The sequence below is a fragment of the Bacillus sp. FJAT-49711 genome (genome assembly GCF_018343715.1).
In the GTDB taxonomy this organism is placed as follows: Bacteria; Bacillota; Bacilli; order Bacillales; family Bacillaceae_C; genus Lederbergia.
On record NZ_JAGYPL010000002.1, the window covers coordinates 1,341,978 to 1,361,683 of the forward strand.

Below are 19,706 nucleotides of genomic sequence, written 5' to 3' on the forward strand. Positions count from 1 at the left end.
GCCTATCGCCTATCAAACTTCTTGTCCTTCTCCCTACGATAAGTCAACATCGATGTTTCCTTTACCTCAGTCAAAGGCCCTGAAGTTTGTACGTCGATGAACAGGCGCTTACACTTTTCTATTCCGCTGAAGCAAAAAATTCTTTCGCTTTTTGGATATAAATCTCATCTTCTGGAAGCAAATCTTCCTCATGATATATCGCTTCTACTGGGCATACTGCCTGGCAAGCACCACAGTCGATGCATAAATCGGGATCGATAAAAAACATATCTTCTCCCTCAAGAATACAATCAACAGGACAAACTTCGACACATTCGCCAAACTTCTCTCCAAGACATGGTGCAGTTATAACGTATGACATAAAAAAACCACCTTTAATAATATTATCTTTATAATAATTTCGCCGCTCACAGCAGAGAAATCTTTCAGTCACACTTCGCTTGAATAAGGAACTAAAATAAAAAAATTAGCTCGGTTCATTCTTAATAATAGCAAAATCACTATCCTATTTCAATTGTACGAAAAAAAGAGCGAAAATACATTGTCAAATTTATGAAGTTTGACAGTTTACTTCGAAAACCGTACATTTAAAACAGAATGGACCTGTCCCTAGAAAAAGAAGGAGGTTTGATGGTGGAGAGAGTGCTTGTTGTTGATGATGAGCCTTCAATTGTGACGCTTTTGCGTTTTAACTTAGAGAAGGCCGGGTTTTCAGTTATGACTGCTGCAGATGGAAAGACGGGCTTAGAGATGGCCATGAAGGAGAATCCGGATCTTATTGTGTTAGATTTGATGCTTCCGGGAATGGATGGTATGGATGTTTGCAAAACATTAAGGCAGGAAAAAGTAAAAACACCTATTTTAATGCTAACGGCCAAAGATGATGAATTTGATAAGGTGCTGGGTCTTGAACTAGGTGCAGACGATTATTTGACAAAGCCTTTTAGCCCGCGTGAAGTAATAGCTAGAGTAAAGGCCATTTTACGAAGGTCTAATATGAATGAGGCTTCCGAAGCTACTTCGAAAAATGAAGTGATCGAAATTGGGAAGTTAACTGTTTTTCCTGAAAAATATGAAGCTGTTCTATCTGGAGAAAAGCTTGAGCTTACTCCGAAAGAATTTGAACTTTTACTATACCTTTCCAATAATCAAGGAAAAGTATTAAGCCGTCATCAATTGTTGGATGCGGTATGGAATTATGATTTTGCCGGCGATTCACGAATCGTTGATGTTCATATTAGTCATTTGCGTGAGAAAATTGAGGAAGATACGAAGCAACCCGATTATATTAAGACGATTCGCGGTTTCGGCTATAAATTGGAGAAACCATAAAAATGCATAAACTATGGATTCGCATTACGTTTTCATTTTTATTATTAATGTCATTATTACTACTTATTTCTGGTTTTTTTCTAGCGGAAATGATGAAAAATACATATTATGACCTAAAAGAAAATCAATTGAAGCAAACTGCACATTTAGTATTTAATGCAGTCGAAATGGATCGAACAGGCTTGCATGCGAGCGACCTGCAAAATAAAATCATGATGTTGTCTTCGTCTATACAATCGCGCTTAACCGTGATTGATAAAGATGGCGTCGTTTTAGCAGATACGAAAGATGACCCTGCTAAAATGGAAAATCATCTGAAACGCCCTGAAGTAAAGCAGATCATCAAAGAGAATTTAAAATCAGGACTTTCAATTCGATATAGTGATACCCTCGGGTTTAGCATGATGTATGTATCGATTCCAATTAATGAAAACAATCAAACAGTCGGCGTCATGAGGGTTTCCCTATCAATGGAAAATATAGAGCATGCGATAAAGAGGTTATGGATCAGCCTCACTCTTGTTTTGTTCGCCGCTTTTCTTTTAACAGGACTTATTGGGATGAGATTAGCAAAGGGTATTTCTGGTCCAATCGAGGAAATGATTGATGTATCTGAAAAACTGAAAGAAAAAGATTACTCTGCTCGTGTAAAAATGAAATCTAAAGGGGAGCTAGGCCAATTGGCGAATGCCATTAATGTCCTTGCATCCAGTTTGAAAAATCAAATGGATAAACTCCATGAAAATGAGCAGCGGCTTACAGGCGTCCTAGCAAATATGATGAGTGGAGTATTACTAGTCAATATTGATGGTCGAATTTTATTAGCTAACCGTGCAATGGGACAAATGCTTGGAGAAGACCCAAGAACTTTTACGAATAAGCATCATACTGAGGTAGGCAGAAGTAAAGAACTTAGTCATCTGATCGAACAATGTTTTAAAACAGGAAAAGAGCTTAGAAAAGAAGCACATTTTTATTATCCTAAGGAAAGAACAGTAGATGCTCATTTAGCTCCCTACATACGTGAAAATGGGGAAGTGAGCGGGATTATTGCTGTTCTCCATGATGTGACCGATATTCGCAGACTCGAGAAAATGCGCAGCGATTTTGTGGCAAATGTATCCCATGAATTAAAGACCCCCGTTACCTCTTTAAAAGGGTTTGCTGAAACATTGCTTGATGGGGCAATGGAAGATGAGGAATTATGCCGAAACTTTTTGACGATCATTTATAATGAGAGTGACCGACTGCATCGCCTTATTAAGGACATCCTCTATTTATCAAGCATTGAGCACCACCGCATCCCGCTTGAGATTGAACCTGTTAATGTAACAGATGCTGTATTAAGTACTGCCAATACGATAAAAAAAGAAGCCGTCAAAAAAAACTTACATATCACTCTCCCAGAAAATAAAGAAATATGGATAGAGGGAGAAAAAGACCGCATTCAACAGATTGTTTTAAATCTGCTTTCAAATGCAATTGCCTATACACCAGATGGGGGTGAAATCTCGGTAAAGATAATAGAAGTGGAGAATAAGGTTAAACTTCTCATATCTGATACTGGAATCGGCATTGCTCAAAAAGAACTGCCAAGAATATTTGAACGCTTTTATCGCGTGGAAAAAGCTAGATCGCGCAGTTCGGGCGGAACAGGACTAGGTCTTGCGATTGTGAAACATTTAGTCGACTCGCACCATGGTACAATTGAAGTTGAAAGTGTAGAAGGCGAAGGTACCACATTTATTATCAGCCTTCCAAAAAAACAGGAATATATATAGTGTTTTCATACTCCGTAGTCTTAAATGGCTGCGGAGTCTTTTTATGTTTATTTTCTCTTGAAGTATGTAAAAAATACGTAAATTTTACATGGAATTTACAATAACTATACATAGCGAAGTCATAATAAAAGGAAAGTGAGGGGGAAATATAGATGAGAGAGAAAAAGTCTACTAAACAAAGAGAAAGTAATATAAGTAGTCCGGTAAAACGCAGCGATAAATGGATATTTGCCAGATTATCTTTCAGTACCAGGCTATTATTATTAGTCCTTAGCATTATCGTTTTATTGACTGGAGCGACTAGCTATATAAGTTATGCCCAAGCAACGAGAATGTTAATTGAAACAAATGAAAATAGAGTAGAAAGAGAAATAAAGGTGAGCCGAGAAAGAGCGGAGTATTTAAAACTATCTTACATAAATGATGCAGAAAAATTTGAAAAACAAATGCAATATGGAATCCGAGCTCAATCTGTTGAAATGATTCAAGATGGATTGAATGCGGATTTTTTTCAGATCAATGAAGATGGACAGATTCAACCATTCGATGTTAGTAAAACAACTAACATGACCTTCAATAAAAACTTGATTTCAACTATTTTAACGAAAAAAGAAGGAACACTTTATGAAGAGATGAATGGGGAGGAATATATCATTGCTTTCATATTTGTACAAGAAATTAGGAGTACCTTAATCATTGCCATTCCTACGAAAGACTTTCTCGGAAATATTGATGCTTTAAGAGAGTATGTGCAAATTATATTGATCATTAGCATTTTTGTATCATCCTTCATTATTTTCTTTGCAATTAGAAAACTGACGAAACCATTAGCTACGTTGAGGAATGCTATACATAAAGTCAGCGAGGGAGATTTAAGTCAATTAGTGCCTATAAAGACAACGACTCCAGAAATTGTTTCATTAACTAAAAGCTTTAATCAAATGATGGAGTATATGAAAAGTTTAATAAAAGAGGTGCAAATGACGACCGATCATCTGGCTGATGCAGGGGCGAAGCTGCACAACTCTTCTTCGGCAATTCGAGATAACACATCTCAACTTTTTAATACGATTCAAGTTGTGAATCAAGGGGCAGAACAAACTGCGTCAAGCTCCGAGCAAAATACGTCTCAATTTCAGTTGGTTAAAGGGAATATTAACGATGTAGCTGACCAGGTTTATCTTATAAATACAAGTGCAGAAAATATGAATGGACAAGCTGAAACAGGAAAAGCGTATCTTAATGAAATGATGATATCCATGAATGAATTAAGCGATGAATGTTCAAAAATTAATTCAACCATTTACCAAGTGAAGGAGCATTCCTATGATATTTCTGGGATTGTGAAACTGATTCAAGATATATCTGAACAGACTAAGCTCCTAGCTTTAAATGCAACAATCGAGGCGGCTCATGCTGGAGAGGCAGGAAAGGGGTTCGCTGTCGTTGCAAATGAAGTTCGAAAGCTGGCTGAGCAAACGTCAAAAGCCACTGAAAGTATTGCGATTCCGATTTCAAATATGATGCATATTAGTGACCAAGCAGCAATTGAGTTTAAGCAAATGGAAATGAAAATTAATAATCATATAAAGGTGGCTGAAACGTCTAACGATGCTTTTCAATTTTTGCTGGCAAAAATTAACGAAACAACTGAACACTTGCAAAATATGAAACTATTATTAAATGATTTACAAACAGTCGTTCCAGAAATGGAGCATTTAGCAGAAAGCTTTACAAGTATTTCACAAGAAACATTAGCTAGTACAGAGGAAATGGCCTCCCATTCAGAAAATCAGTTAGAGCTAGTCGATAAAAATCAACACATATCAAATACTTTATATTCGCTTTCCAAAGATTTGAGAATGTTAATAAGTCGATTTATTATATGACATCGTTTTATATTCATAAAAAGCGAACGGAATATTTACATAACCTTTACACAGAGTTAATCGCGAATTTATAAACACTATGTAAGATAAAGAGTGTAAGAAACAAATAAAATGTTCACAGGGGGAAATCTTAACATGAAGTTGAAATCCTTATTTGCTACAGTCACTCTATCATCTGCACTCTTACTTGCAGCGTGTGGAAACGGAGATGGAAGTTCTACAAATGGAAACAGCAGTTCAGCAAATGGAAATGACAGCTCTGCAAAGGTAGAAGAAAATTCTAATGAAAAACTTTCTGGATCAGTAGGTATCGATGGATCGTCAACTGTTTTCCCAATTTTGGAAGCTGTATCTGAAGAATACTTAGCGATACAGCCAGATGTAAAAGCACCTGTTGGCGTTTCAGGCACAGGCGGCGGATTTAAAAAATTCATTGCCGGTGAAACAGATATTAGTAATGCTTCCCGTCCGATAAAAGAAGAAGAAACACAATTATTAGATGATGGCGGTATTCCGTATACAGAGTTTGAAATTGCTTACGATGGTTTATCTGTCGTTGTGAATAAAGATAATAATTTTGTCGACCAACTATCCATTGAAGAATTGAAAAAAATGTGGGTAGAGAGCGGTAATGTGAAAACTTGGGCGGACGTTCGTGAAGGTTGGCCGGAAGAACCAATTTCATTCTTTAGCCCAGGAACAGATTCCGGAACATATGACTATTGGAATGAAGTCATTCTTGAAGATGAGCAAATGCGCAAAGACGCAACATTATCTGAAGATGATAACGTCCTAGTACAAGGTGTTATAGGTGATAAAGGCGGTATTGGATTCTTCGGATTCTCGTACTACATTGAAAATAAGGACAATCTAAAAGTAGTACCTATTGTCAATAGCAAAGGGGAAGCTGTCACTCCTGATCATGACACAATTATGAATGGAGTTTACGAGCCACTATCCCGTCCACTATTCTTCTATGTACGTAATGATGCATTAACTGGTAAACCTCAAGTATATGATTATGTGAAATTTGCACTAGAAAATGCTGGTGAACTAGCTGAGGAAGTAGGATACATCAGTCTTAAAGATGAAGAATATCAAGAAGCACTAACAAAACTAGAAGAAGTTACAAAGTAGATAGAAAAGCGGAAGCGCCTTGCTCATCGACGTACAGGCCCACAGGATGTGGGTCCGTCGACGTTGCCACAGGACGTGGCAGTCTTTAGTCGACGTTCCTTATTTGGCCTTTGACTGAGATAAAGGAAACACGACGAGGAACGAGTCGATGTTGACTTATCGTAGGGAAAAGGATAAGAAGTTTGCTAGTCGATAGGCGCTGGAGCTAGACAAAGAAAAACGGAAGCGCCTTGCTCATCGACGTACAGGCCCACAGGATGTGGGTCCGTCGACGTTGCCACAGGACGTGGCAGTCTTTAGTCGACGTTCCTTATTTGGCCTCTGACTGAGATAAAGGAAACACGATGAGGAACGAGTCGAAGTAGACTTATCGTAGGGAAAAGGATAAGAAGTTTGCTAGTCGATAGTCGCTGGAGCTAGACATTTTAATGAGGCTGGGACATAACTAAAACAATCAAACCTAAAGACGAACAATGATCTAACTTAGCAGAGGAAATATACGAAGACTCCCGTGGGAGGAAGGCATAGGTGAGACCCCGCAGCTCGGGACGAGCGAGGAGGCTCGCCAGCCGCCCACGGAAAGCGAAGTATATTTCCGGAGCGGGTATACACTAATCAACCTATTGTTTGGATTTATCTTTGTCGGAAATAGTTATGTCCAGGTCTTATCTTTGATTAATCGATAAGGAGTTTTCCTATGGATATAAAGGAGCAAAAGATTTCAGTAGCAAAGATAATAGAAGAAAATAAAAGGAAATTTAAGATTAAACAGGCATTGATGGAAAAATCGATACCTGTATTGTTATTTGTGATGGCAATCATTTCAATCATGACAACCATTGGAATTGTCATGACATTATTAGTGGAAACAATTACGTTTTTTAAACGTGTTAATTTTATAGATTTTATTTCTGGAACAGAGTGGTTTCCGTTTTTTGAAGCAGATCCTCAATATGGCATCATACCGCTTATTTCCGGTACACTGCTAGTCGCGATCATCGCAATGCTTGTTGCCATCCCTATTGGTTTAGCAACTGCTATATATTTGAGTGAATTCGCAAATGAACGAGTCCGAAAAATCGTTAAACCGATTTTGGAAGTATTGGCTGGGATCCCTACGATTGTTTATGGGTTCTTTGCATTAACTTTCGTTACTCCGAGCTTACAAAAGCTGATTCCCGATTTAAATTTTTTCAATGCATTGAGTCCGGGAATTGTAGTAGGAATTATGATTATTCCGATGGTTGCATCATTATCTGAAGATGCGATGAGTGCTGTTCCAAGATCAATGAGGGAAGGTGCTTTGGCACTTGGATCTACTAAGTTAGAAGTATCTTTAAAGGTCGTATTGCCTGCAGCATTATCAGGAATCATTGCCTCCTTTGTGCTAGGTATTTCACGAGCCATCGGAGAAACGATGATTGTCACAATAGCCGGAGGTTCCAAACCGAATCTAACATTTGATCCTACTGAGACCATTCAAACGATGACTGCTTATATTGTACAAGTAAGTTTAGGCGATGCTTCGTACGGTTCAACCATTTATTACAGCATATATGCGGTCGGCATGGCATTATTCGTCTTTACACTTCTGATGAATATTATTGCCCAATGGATCTCCAAGCGTTATAGGGAGGAATACTGATGGAATTGATTAATAAAGAGAAAGTATCTCAGAGAATCAGCTCTCGCATTTTTACAAATACAGTAATGAAGTGGCTATTTTTTCTAGCGACATCATTTGGATTACTCGTGCTAGCTGTCCTTATTTACCGAATTTTTAATGATGGATTTAAATTTTTGGATATTGAATTCTTTACAAATTTTGCTTCGAGAAAGCCAGAAAATGCAGGCATTAAATCAGCTATTTTTGGAACGATTTGGCTAATGGCGATAACTGGTCCTGTTTCGATCATACTTGGTGTGGGCTGTGCCATTTATCTTGAGTTATATGCAAAGAAAAATAAATTTACACGTTTTATTCAAATGAACATTTCCAATCTCGCCGGAGTTCCTTCCATTGTTTTTGGTTTATTGGGGCTAACTGTATTTGTTCGGATGATGGAGATGGGTAGAAGTTTGCTTGCAGGTGGATTGACAATGAGTTTGTTGATATTACCCATTATTGTAGTATCGACACAAGAAGCATTGCGGGCTGTTCCAAAAGAACTTCAAGAAGCTTCATACGGAATGGGTGCGACGAAATGGCAAACAATCCGACGTGTTATTTTACCTGCGGCGATACCGGGGATCTTAACAGGGAGTATATTGGCATTATCCCGTGCAGTTGGCGAGACGGCACCATTAATTATGATTGGGGCGTTAACGTTTGTTGCTTTCGTTCCAGAAAATATTTGGTCCGGTTTTACAGTAATGCCAATACAAATATACAACTGGACGAGTAGGCCGCAAGTAGCATTCCATGATGTAGCAGCTGCTGGAATTATTGTACTGCTAGTCATGCTTCTTATCATGAATTCAATTGCGATTATTATTCGAAATAAATTTTCAAAAAGATATTAACCTTGTGATGGAGGGATTATTTTGTTAGCAGAGAAAATAAGAATGGACAAAGTGAAAAATATATCTATAAAAAAATCAAATGTATTTGAAGCAAAAGGGTTTAATCTCTGGTATGGAGAAGATCATGCCTTAAAAAACATTGATTTTGATATTGTCGAAAATAATGTGACTGCAATTATTGGGCCATCAGGCTGTGGGAAATCCACCTTCGTCAAGTCTCTTAATCGAATGGTTGAATTAATTCCTTCGGTAAAAATGTCAGGCGAACTCTTATATAGAGGCAATAATATCCTTTCTAAACAATTTGGAGTTGAGGAACTTAGAACTAAGGTTGGGATGGTTTTCCAAAAACCGAATCCATTTCCGAAATCCATTTATGAAAATGTCGTGTATGGTCCTAAAATTCATGGAATTCGCAATAAAAAAATCCTCGATGAAATCGTGGAAACAAGTTTAAAAGGGGCAGCCATCTGGGACGAGGTAAAAGATCGCTTAAACGAAAATGCCTATGGATTATCAGGAGGACAGCAACAACGTCTTTGTATAGCTAGATGCCTTGCAATTGAACCAGATGTCATTCTTATGGATGAGCCTACCTCAGCTCTTGATCCAATCTCTACATTAAAAGTCGAAGAGTTAGTTCAAGAGCTGAAAGAAACTTACAGTATCGTCATTGTTACACATAATATGCAGCAAGCTGCACGCATCTCAGATAAAACAGCCTTTTTCTTAAGTGGTGAAATCATCGAGTATGACGATACATCAGTAATATTTTCTAATCCTACAGATCATAGAACAGAAGATTATATTACGGGAAGATTTGGTTAAGGAGGAAGGTAAATGGTTGTTAGGAATCAGTTTGAAGAACGGTTGAAGGAATTGCATCAAGATCTGCTTACGATGGGGATAATGGTTGAAGAGGCTGTTTATAATGCGGTCAAATCTCTTGTTTTTAAAGATGTTGATTTAGCTGAAAAAGTAGTGGATGGAGATCGGGCTATTAATGATGCTGAAATTGAAATTGAAAAAAAATGTATGATGTTGATCGCACTTCAGCAGCCGGTTGGAAGTGATCTGCGCAGAATTGCAACAACTCTTAAAGTTTCTTCTGATTTAGAAAGAATGGCGGACCATGCTGTCAGTATATCGAAGACAACAATTCAATTAAAAGATGAAATATATGCTAAGCCGTTGATCGATATTCCGAAAATGAGTGATATCGTGAAAAGAATGGTGCACGATTGCTTGGATGCCTATATTCATATGGATAAAGAAGCAGCAGCTGCTATTGCAAAACAGGATGATCAAATCGATGCTTATTTTAAAACAATATTTACTGATCTTATTGAATTGATGAATAAAGATAATGCTTGGATTAATCAAGCTACCCATCTATTATTAGTAGCTCAATATTTAGAAAGAATAGGCGATTATGTCACAAATGTATGTGAATCGATTGTTTATATGTCGACAGGGCAGGTAGTAGAATTGAATAATTAACTTTCTGAAGCTGTTTCTATAATAGGAGCAGCTTTTATTCTTTACAAATGATTAAATTAGATTTAAAATAATTAATTACCTAGGTAATTAATTTGAGGTGAACAATCATGAATCCACTATTCCATGAAATTTTTCAAAAAACACGCTATTTGAGTAAGGAGTTAAACAATACGTTAAAGGAATATGATTTATTTACTGCACAATGGAGCGTTTTATACACCGTTCAGCAACATGAAGAAATGACGCTGACGCAAATTTGTAAGTATTTAAATGTTGAAGCACCGACTATTTCTCGGACTGTTCGAAGATTAGTTGAGTTGGGATGGCTTATTGAGCAATTTGGGGAAGATCGGCGAGAGAAAATGGTGCGGCTATCAGAAGATGCCGAAAAAAAATTCAAGACGATTGAAGAGTCGGTCATACATTTTGAAAATCAATTTTTAGAGCATCTATCAATAGAAGAACAGCAAAGTTTAATGACATTATTGAAAAAAGTAAAGAAAGGATGACATCATTGGAGAAAAAACAACCAATATGGACGAAAACATTTATAAGTTTATTTTGTACAAATTTAGCGGTCTTTACTGTGTTTTATGGATTAGTCACAACCTTACCCCTTTATGCACTTGAAAATTTAAATAGAACAGATGAAGATGCTGGTTTATTAATGACGATCTTTCTTCTTTCTGCGATAGTAGTAAGACCATTTACGGGTAAGATTTTAGATATATACGGCAAGCGAAAAATGTTATGGATCAGTTTGATTTTTTATTTATTATGTACAATCTTATATGCCTTTGTCACACCATTTTCAGGATTATTAATATTACGATTTATACAAGGGGTTTGGTTTAGTATCGCTACGACAGCAAGTGGTTCCCTCGCTGCTGATAATGTACCGATGTCTAGACGAGGTGCTGGATTAGGCTATTTTACGATGTCCACTAATTTAGCGGTTGTCCTCGGACCAATCATTTCACTGCCGATTGTTCAAATCTTATCATTTAACGCACTGTTTATTTTCTTAAGTATTTTTATGCTCATGGGTGCTTTACTATCCTTAACTATTCCAGCTGATAAAAAGTTTGAAAAAAAGACTTCCTCGAAGCGAACTTTCTCAATACATGACTTGTTTGAAAAAAAATCCGTTCCGATTGCATTGCTAAGTAGTTTAGTTTCCTTCTCATATGCGAGTGTCTTATCATTTTTATCCATATACGCCCAGCAAAAACATCTGTTGCATTTAGCAACTATTTTTTATTTGGTTTACGCTTTGGCCATGCTTTTAACTCGTCCATATACGGGTAGATGGTTTGATGAAAAGGGTCCGAAGTTCGTATTAATACTAGGTTTTATAAGCTTTTGTGGCGGGCTTATTTTATTGGCATTTATCAACTCCTCTTTATTATTTTTATTATCGGGTATCTTTATTGGATTCGGATACGGCGCACTTGTTCCAAGTTTACAAACTCTTTCCGTGCAGGCTACTATTCCTTCAAGAAGTGGATATGCAACAGCAACCTTCTTCACTTTTTTTGATATTGGAATTGCAGTAGGTTCCTATATTTTAGGTCTTATAGCAGTGCATTTTGGTTATCAAAATGTGTATGTATTATCTGGAATATTAATTTTTATTGTTTTAGTGTTTTATTTGCTCGGAGATAAGAAAAAATCAATGGTTAAAAATACGATTGGGGCTAAGGAAATGTAGCTGGTTAATATTTGTTCGCAACGTACAAATACGAGCATGAAAAATGATAGATCTTCCAATCCATTCCAGATTAATAAAAACCCCTTCTTATATAAAAAAATCCTTGCTTTTTACTATTGTTTAAGAAAAACTGTACATATAGCTAGAAGCGAGGTGTTTTCTTTTGATTGATAAAATTATTTCTGCTATTTTTATACCCGCACTGCTCATGATTTTTTTCACGAGAGTGACATATAGTCGTACGGTTGGGTTTCTTTTAACGATAGCGTTAATCATCGTATCGGCGTATAAAGGGTATATTCAAACATGGTGGTTAATTGTGATAGAAGCGGCCTCATTGACCGTAGGTTTGTATTTTTCCAATCAGATGAAGAGAAAAAAGAATAATGGAGCATCAACTTAAATTCGGGGTCAGTCCTCCATCTTGGATGGAAGTCTAACTCCATTTTTTCATTATATTATTAATAGGAGTGGAATGTATGTTAATGCCAAGATTGACAGCTGAAAAAAAGCGGGAATTGATTAAAGATATACAACAATTTTTTTGGGATGAACGTAGTGAGGAGATAGGTGAGCTTGCAGCAGAAGTCTGTTTCGATTTTATAAAAGACCGTTTCGGACCTGTCTTTTACAATGCGGCTATCCGCGATGCCCGTGAAGTAGCTGAACAAAGAATGCAAACTTTAGAAGAAGACTTATATGCGCTTGAAAAACAATTGTAAAATAAACCAAATATATGTTCGCTTTTTACTGGTTTTTGTTATATAGGTTGTGGTAAAATATAATACATGATTATTTGTGTATAAGTGTTGTCAATAATGAAAGTAATCAAGTAAGCTAAGGCTATTTTCTTAAAGTGGTAACAGTCCGGCGATAGGAAAGTTAATCACTTTTTATAAAGCTGGGTTTGAGGACAAAATTTATTTCTCATAATTTATATATAAAATAGCAACTATGTTTGAGAAAAGAGTTTAATCCAAAGTAGAGTAGGAGGCCGCCATTTTGAAAAATCAATTTGAAATCGTTTCGAAATATCAGCCTGCTGGTGACCAGCCGCAGGCTATTGAAAGTCTTGTAGCGGGTATCCGCAATAGGCAAAAATTTCAGACGCTGCTCGGAGCAACAGGTACTGGAAAAACATTTACGGTCTCCAATGTCATCCAAGAAGTCAACAAGCCGACGCTTGTTATTGCACATAATAAAACACTTGCGGGTCAATTGTATAGTGAGTTCAAAGATTTTTTTCCTAACAACGCAGTTGAATATTTTGTTAGTTATTATGATTATTATCAGCCAGAAGCATATGTTCCGCAAACGGACACTTATATAGAAAAAGATGCAAGCATCAATGATGAAATTGATAAGCTTCGACATTCAGCGACTTCTTCCTTATTTGAACGAAAAGATGTCATCATCATTGCAAGTGTTTCTTGTATTTATGGTCTAGGTTCACCTGAGGAATACCGGGAGCACGTTCTTTCATTAAGAACTGGAATGGAGATTGAGAGAAATCAGCTTTTGCGTAAACTCGTTGACATTCAATATGCTCGAAATGACATTGACTTCCAGCGTGGAACATTCCGGGTTCGCGGCGATGTCGTAGAAATTTTTCCGGTTTCGCGAGATGAACATTGTATTCGAGTCGAATTTTTTGGCGATGAAATTGATCGAATTAGGGAGGTGGATGCTCTTACGGGTGAAATCATCGGAGATCGCGAACATTCCGCTATATTCCCGGCGTCCCACTTCGTTACCGGTGAAGAAAAGTTATCCATCGCCATTGAAAATATTGAAAAGGAACTGGAAGAACAGCTCGCGATCATGCGTGAAAATAATAAACTACTAGAAGCTCAACGTCTTGAACAGAGAACACGCTATGACTTGGAAATGATGCGTGAAATGGGTTTTTGTTCAGGAATTGAAAACTATTCCCGTCATTTAACATTGAGACCACCAGGTGCTACTCCATACACTTTAATAGACTATTTTCCAGACGATTTTCAAATTATCATAGATGAGTCTCATGTTACACTGCCGCAGATTCGTGGTATGTACAATGGTGACCAAGCCAGAAAACAAGTGCTTGTCGATCATGGTTTTCGTTTACCATCCGCTCTTGATAACCGTCCGTTAAAATTTGAAGAATTTGAGAAACATATTCATCAAGCTATATTTGTATCAGCAACACCTGGGCCATTTGAGCTTGAACATACTCCTGAGATGATTGAGCAAATTATTCGGCCAACAGGATTGCTTGATCCAGAGATTGAAGTCAGGCCAATTGAAGGGCAGATTGATGACTTGCTTGGGGAAATCAATGAGCGTGTTGCACGTAATGAGCGTGTACTCATTACGACGCTAACAAAGAAAATGTCGGAAGACCTGACCGATTATTTAAAAGAAATTGGGGTAAAAGTGCAGTATTTACACTCTGAAATTAAAACGCTTGAACGAATTGAAATTATTAGAGAATTAAGGATGGGTACGTATGATGTGCTTGTAGGCATCAACTTATTAAGAGAAGGGTTGGATATTCCTGAAGTATCCCTCGTTGCGATTCTTGATGCAGATAAGGAAGGATTCCTTCGTTCAGAGCGCTCGCTTATCCAAACGATAGGACGTGCTGCACGGAATTCCAATGGACATGTCATTATGTATGCAGATAAAATGACTGATTCTATGGAAAAAGCTATTTCGGAAACGAAACGTCGCCGTGCTGTTCAGGAGGCACATAATCTTCAACATGGCATAACACCGACAACGATACAAAAAGATATCCGCGATGTCATCAGAGCAACAATGGCCGCAGAGGATACAGAAGACTATGCAGCTTCAGTAAAAAAGAAAAAATATACGAAAAAGGAAAAAGAAAAGCTGTTGGCTTCGATGGAAAAAGAAATGAAGGAAGCAGCAAAAGCGCTTGATTTTGAAAGAGCAGCCGAGCTTCGCGATGCGATCTTGGAGTTAAAAGCGGAAGGATGAACAAAGAATGGCACAAGATAAAATAATCGTGCAAGGTGCAAGGGCCCATAATTTAAAAAATATAGATGTTACTATTCCAAGGGATAAACTTGTCGTATTAACCGGATTATCAGGTTCGGGTAAATCTTCCCTTGCCTTTGATACCATATACGCTGAAGGGCAACGCAGATATGTTGAATCTTTATCTGCGTACGCCCGCCAATTCCTCGGTCAAATGGATAAGCCGGATGTAGATGCGATTGAAGGTCTTTCACCTGCCATCTCAATCGATCAAAAGACGACAAGTAGAAACCCGCGTTCCACTGTCGGTACTGTGACCGAGATTTATGACTATTTACGTTTGCTTTATGCTCGGGTTGGCAGACCGATTTGTCCTATCCATGGCATTGAAATAACATCGCAAACGATTGAACAAATGGTCGATCGAATCATGGTCTACCCGGAGCGGACGAAGCTCCAAGTTTTAGCCCCTATCGTTTCAGGAAGAAAAGGGACACATGCAAAAGTCTTCGAAGATATTAAAAAGCAAGGTTTTGTTCGTGTGCGGGTAAATGGAGAAGTATATGATCTTGGAGACGACATTGTTCTAGAAAAAAATAAAAAACATTCAATTGAAGTTATTATTGACCGGATCGTCGTAAAGGCTGGAGTCGAAACGAGACTAGCGGATTCATTGGAAACGGCGCTTGGATTGGGAGAGGGTAAAGTAATCATTGATGTAATCGGGGAAGAAGAATTACTATTCAGTGAAAATCATGCCTGCCCAGAATGTGGATTTTCGATCGAAAAGTTAGAACCGAGGATGTTTTCTTTTAATAGTCCATTTGGTGCTTGCCCTGATTGTGATGGTCTCGGTTCGAAGCTTGAAGTTGATCCTGAACTTGTAATTCCTGATTGGACGCGATCACTTAAAGACGATGCGATTGCTCCGTGGACGCCAATCAGTTCTCAATATTATCCACAACTTTTAAAAACAATTTGTCATCATTACGGCATTGATATGGAAGTACCTGTCCAGGATTTACCTAAAAAGGATATTGATACGATTTTGTACGGTGGTAAGGGTGAAGTCATTAAATTCCGCTATCAAAATGATTTTGGCCAAGTACGTGAAAGCAATATTAAATTTGAAGGTGTCATCCGCAACGTAGAGCGTCGTTTTCAAGAAACAAGTTCCGATTATATCCGCGAACAAATGGAAAAATATATGGCGCAGCAGCCATGTCCTCGTTGTAAAGGGCATCGTTTAAAAGAAGAAAGCCTTGCTGTTAAAATTGATGGTCGCCATATTAGTGAAATTACTGGGCTATCTGTTGTAGAAGCTGACCAATTTTTCGCTCAGTTGAATTTATCGGAAAAAGAAATGCAAATAGCAAAATTAATTTTAAGAGAAATTGAAGAACGTTTGGGCTTCCTCGTCAATGTTGGGCTCGACTATTTAACATTGAGCCGCGCTGCTGGAACATTATCCGGCGGGGAAGCACAGCGGATTAGATTGGCTACACAAATTGGCTCAAGATTAACGGGTGTTCTATATATATTGGATGAACCATCTATTGGATTGCATCAAAGGGATAATGACCGCCTCATCAGCACTTTAAAAAATATGCGCGATATCGGCAATACGCTCATCGTCGTTGAGCATGATGAGGATACCATGCTTGCAGCGGATTATTTGATTGATATCGGCCCAGGAGCTGGAGTTCACGGTGGGGAAATTGTCGCTTTCGGTACACCTGAAGAGGTGATGCATGACAATACATCACTCACTGGTCAATATTTATCTGGTGAAAAGTTTATTCCTCTTCCATTAGAAAGGAGAAAAGCTAATGGAAGATATCTCGAAATAAAAGGTGCGAAGGAAAACAACTTAAAAAATGTAAATGTTAAATTTCCTTTAGGACTATTTATTGCGGTTACAGGTGTTTCGGGATCTGGGAAGAGTACATTAATTAATGAAATTCTCCATAAAACACTTGCTCAAAAGCTTCACAAAGCAAAAGCAAAGCCGGGAGCACATAAAGATATTATTGGCATCGACTTACTGGAAAAAGTAATCGATATTGATCAATCACCAATCGGCAGAACACCAAGATCGAACCCAGCCACTTATACTGGCGTGTTTGACGATATTCGTGATGTGTATGCAACTACAAACGAAGCAAAAGTTCGTGGTTATAAAAAAGGACGTTTTAGCTTTAACGTAAAAGGTGGACGGTGTGAGGCATGCCGTGGTGATGGGATTATAAAAATTGAAATGCACTTTTTGCCTGATGTTTATGTACCATGTGAAATATGCCACGGTAAGAGGTATAACAGAGAAACACTGGAAGTAAAATATAAAGGGAAAAATATTGCTGATGTGCTCGATATGACAATTGAAGATGGGCTAGAATTTTTCGAAAACATTCCGAAAATCAGCCGAAAATTACAAACGATCGTCGACGTTGGTTTAGGGTATATGAAGCTAGGTCAACCTGCCACAACATTATCCGGCGGGGAAGCGCAGCGTGTAAAGCTCGCATCTGAATTGCACCGTCGATCAAATGGTCGTTCCTTATATATTTTAGATGAGCCGACTACTGGTCTTCATGTCGATGATATTGCGAGGCTGCTTACTGTGTTGCAGCGTCTTGTAGATAATGGTGATACTGTACTCGTTATTGAACATAATCTAGATGTAATTAAAACGTCAGACTATATCGTCGATCTTGGTCCAGAAGGTGGAGACAAAGGCGGAATGATCATCGCAAAAGGGACACCTGAAAAAGTTGCAGAAAATCCTGAGTCTTACACTGGAAGATATTTAAAACCTATATTAGTTCGTGATAAGGATCGTATGAAAAAACGTATTGCTGAACAAGAACATGCAGAAGAATTGGTCGGAAAACATTAAATAGTGAAACTAAATCTGCTTCGTACCCGTATTACCTTTTAAAGAAAAGTATATAGACTTCAAAAGGTTAATATTTTGAAATTAGACTTTTGCTGTTCCAGCGCCTATTGGCTAGCAAAACTTTTGTCCTTTTCCTTGGGATAAGTCAAATCGGCAGGAAGACGTCTTCCGTTTTCCCAGCCTAGCTGTGTTTCTTTATCGCAAGTTTTAGGACAAAAAGAACATCGACTATAACTGCCGCCTCCTGTGGCAAGTCGAAGGACTCGCATTGTATGAGCCTATATGTCAATGAGTTAGGCGCTTTCGCTTTTCTTTGTAAAACCGATAAGGAGGAAGTCGAGATGAATCAGGAAAGAAAAAGAATACTTGAATTGGTGCAAAAAGGAAAGTTATCTGCACAAGAAGCGATTATCCTACTAGAAGCGTTAGACGAAGCCGGTGAAAAGACAGACGCTACGATCAACGAAGCCGAACAAACTAATACTCCAATAAACGAAGCGGAACAAACAAAGGAAGCAGAACCGAAGCAAACTGAAACACCAAATGATGAGGTATTTCAAGGGACCCACACAGAAGAAAAGCAAGAAGAAGAAAAAATGAACAAGGACGATACCTTCTATTCCCAATTGGAAAGTGCTGGGGAGAAAATTTTTGATTTTGTCAATAATGCTTTGAATAAAATTAAGCATTTTGATTTTCAATTTAATCAATCGGTAGACGTTCCACATACTTTCCAACAAGCTGATTCAGATATTGAAAGAATTGAACTAGACATCGCGAATGGCCCTGTTAGACTTGTAAGTTGGGATCAATCTGAAGTTCGAGTAGAATGTCAAGCAAAAGTGTATCGATCCGAAGACAGGGAAGATGCAAGAAATTATTTTATTGACAACACTGTGTTTTCAGTTGAAAATGGATTGCTTATTTTTGCTTCTCAATCGAAATGGATGAGAGTGGAAACGGTCGTTTATATTCCTAAGAAGGATTATAAAAAGATCTCAGTACGGATTTTTAACGGTGGACTTACAGGTGAGCAATTAGAGGCCCAATACTTAACAGTAAAAACAACGAATGGGAAAGTAGAGTTATCTAATGTCGATGGTGAGAAATTCGATATTGATACAGTAAATGGTCAAATTAAATTGACGAATTCAAACGCATCCCAGCTTGATGCAGAGACTGTAAATGGTGCCATCGAAGCCTTAGGGTTATTTGAAAATGTTGAGCTGCAATCCTTTAATGGCAATATCACATGTACATTAACAGAAAATAAAACAAATAAGTTTGAAGCGAAAGCTGTTACAGGCAATATTAAATTGATTGTGCCGGGGAATTCAAGTATAGATGGAGATGTCCGCTCCAATTTAGGAAATTATAAGCTTGATCTTGATGGCATTGATGTCATGCATGAAAAGAAAGAAATCATTCAGAAACAGGTGAAATTCAAGCGTACCTCGACTGACGATCATGTTATCCATGTCCTTGCGGATACAAAAACAGGATCAGTCCATATAGGAGAAACAAAAACGGCTGTTGTCTGATGGTGGAAAGAGTGGGGATTAACAGATGAAATGGATCATAGGAATATTGATTAATGCTCTCTTATTCATTGCATTTGCAGGATATTTCGAGGGTTTTCAAGTATCAAGTTTTGGAGCGGCTGTTGGAGCAAGCATCGTTTTGTACCTAATTAATATGCTCGTAAGACCGCTCCTCATCATCTTGACTCTGCCAGTCACTCTCCTTTCACTTGGGTTATTTTTATTCGTTATAAATGCATGTACGTTATTAATGACGGATGCCTTGATGGGGAGTAAATTTGAAATATCCGGATTTGGGCTTGCCCTTCTCATTGCCATCATCATGTCAATCGTCAACCTAATCATTCAAAAAACGGTAATTGACCCTAAAAAAAGAAAGTAGAAACGAAGCTTTCCTTCGCAAAAGTTATGGGT

17 protein-coding genes are annotated in these 19,706 nt (G+C 37.9%); 16 read left to right on the top strand and 1 reads right to left on the bottom strand.

The features are described 5' to 3' along the window. Positions 1–118: 118 nt before the first annotated feature. Complete coding sequence (locus KHA96_RS13745) at positions 119–361, bottom strand: indolepyruvate ferredoxin oxidoreductase subunit alpha (RefSeq protein WP_213129824.1); 243 nt, start codon at positions 359–361, stop codon at positions 119–121. Between the two features lie 269 nt (positions 362–630). Between KHA96_RS13745 and KHA96_RS13750 the strand changes: the two genes are divergently transcribed. The 16 genes from KHA96_RS13750 to KHA96_RS13825 all read left to right on the top strand — a co-directional run bounded on the left by KHA96_RS13750 (position 631) and on the right by KHA96_RS13825 (position 19,674). Next, entirely contained in the window at positions 631–1,332 is a 702-nt protein-coding gene (locus tag KHA96_RS13750; RefSeq protein ID WP_213129825.1) for a response regulator transcription factor, read from the top strand. Positions 1,333–1,334: 2 nt separating this feature from the next. Beyond that, positions 1,335–3,113, top strand: a complete 1,779-nt coding sequence (gene pnpS / locus KHA96_RS13755; protein ID WP_213129826.1) for a two-component system histidine kinase PnpS — start codon at positions 1,335–1,337, stop codon at positions 3,111–3,113. Positions 3,114–3,745: 632 nt separating this feature from the next. Continuing rightward, complete coding sequence (locus tag KHA96_RS13760) at positions 3,746–5,002, top strand: methyl-accepting chemotaxis protein (protein WP_481748241.1); 1,257 nt, start codon at positions 3,746–3,748, stop codon at positions 5,000–5,002. A 135-nt stretch (positions 5,003–5,137) separates the two neighbouring features. Further along, a complete protein-coding gene (locus KHA96_RS13765) occupies positions 5,138–6,139 on the top strand; it encodes a PstS family phosphate ABC transporter substrate-binding protein (protein WP_213129828.1) in 1,002 nt (333 codons plus the stop codon). Positions 6,140–6,836: 697 nt separating this feature from the next. Continuing rightward, on the top strand, positions 6,837–7,784 hold the full coding sequence (gene pstC, locus KHA96_RS13770) for a phosphate ABC transporter permease subunit PstC (protein WP_213129829.1): 948 nt from the start codon (positions 6,837–6,839) through the stop codon (positions 7,782–7,784). Continuing rightward, on the top strand, positions 7,784–8,662 hold the full coding sequence (gene pstA / locus KHA96_RS13775) for a phosphate ABC transporter permease PstA (RefSeq protein ID WP_213129830.1): 879 nt from the start codon (positions 7,784–7,786) through the stop codon (positions 8,660–8,662). The genes pstC and pstA overlap by 1 nt, the downstream gene beginning before the upstream one ends. A 42-nt stretch (positions 8,663–8,704) precedes the next feature. Beyond that, positions 8,705–9,490: a phosphate ABC transporter ATP-binding protein PstB gene (gene pstB, locus KHA96_RS13780; RefSeq protein WP_213129969.1), complete on the top strand. Its 786-nt coding sequence runs from the start codon at positions 8,705–8,707 to the stop codon at positions 9,488–9,490. A 12-nt stretch (positions 9,491–9,502) separates the two neighbouring features. Beyond that, positions 9,503–10,162: a phosphate signaling complex protein PhoU gene (gene phoU / locus KHA96_RS13785; RefSeq protein WP_213129831.1), complete on the top strand. Its 660-nt coding sequence runs from the start codon at positions 9,503–9,505 to the stop codon at positions 10,160–10,162. 107 nt (positions 10,163–10,269) lie between these two features. Then, positions 10,270–10,671, top strand: coding sequence for a MarR family winged helix-turn-helix transcriptional regulator (locus KHA96_RS13790; RefSeq protein WP_213129832.1), 402 nt, complete (start codon positions 10,270–10,272; stop codon positions 10,669–10,671). Positions 10,672–10,676: 5 nt separating this feature from the next. Next, on the top strand, positions 10,677–11,873 hold the full coding sequence (locus KHA96_RS13795; RefSeq protein ID WP_481748234.1) for an MFS transporter: 1,197 nt from the start codon (positions 10,677–10,679) through the stop codon (positions 11,871–11,873). Positions 11,874–12,036: 163 nt separating this feature from the next. Beyond that, a complete protein-coding gene (locus KHA96_RS13800) occupies positions 12,037–12,276 on the top strand; it encodes a CsbA family protein (RefSeq protein WP_213129834.1) in 240 nt (79 codons plus the stop codon). Between the two features lie 76 nt (positions 12,277–12,352). After that, on the top strand, positions 12,353–12,595 hold the full coding sequence (locus KHA96_RS13805; protein WP_349305751.1) for a DUF2164 domain-containing protein: 243 nt from the start codon (positions 12,353–12,355) through the stop codon (positions 12,593–12,595). Between the two features lie 280 nt (positions 12,596–12,875). After that, on the top strand, positions 12,876–14,855 hold the full coding sequence (gene uvrB / locus KHA96_RS13810) for an excinuclease ABC subunit UvrB (protein WP_213129835.1): 1,980 nt from the start codon (positions 12,876–12,878) through the stop codon (positions 14,853–14,855). Between the two features lie 7 nt (positions 14,856–14,862). Then, entirely contained in the window at positions 14,863–17,751 is a 2,889-nt protein-coding gene (gene uvrA, locus KHA96_RS13815) for an excinuclease ABC subunit UvrA (protein WP_213129836.1), read from the top strand. Between the two features lie 341 nt (positions 17,752–18,092). After that, entirely contained in the window at positions 18,093–19,292 is a 1,200-nt protein-coding gene (locus KHA96_RS13820; protein ID WP_213129837.1) for a DUF4097 family beta strand repeat-containing protein, read from the top strand. Between the two features lie 25 nt (positions 19,293–19,317). Beyond that, a complete protein-coding gene (locus KHA96_RS13825) occupies positions 19,318–19,674 on the top strand; it encodes a phage holin family protein (RefSeq protein ID WP_213129838.1) in 357 nt (118 codons plus the stop codon). Positions 19,675–19,706 lie beyond the last annotated feature (32 nt).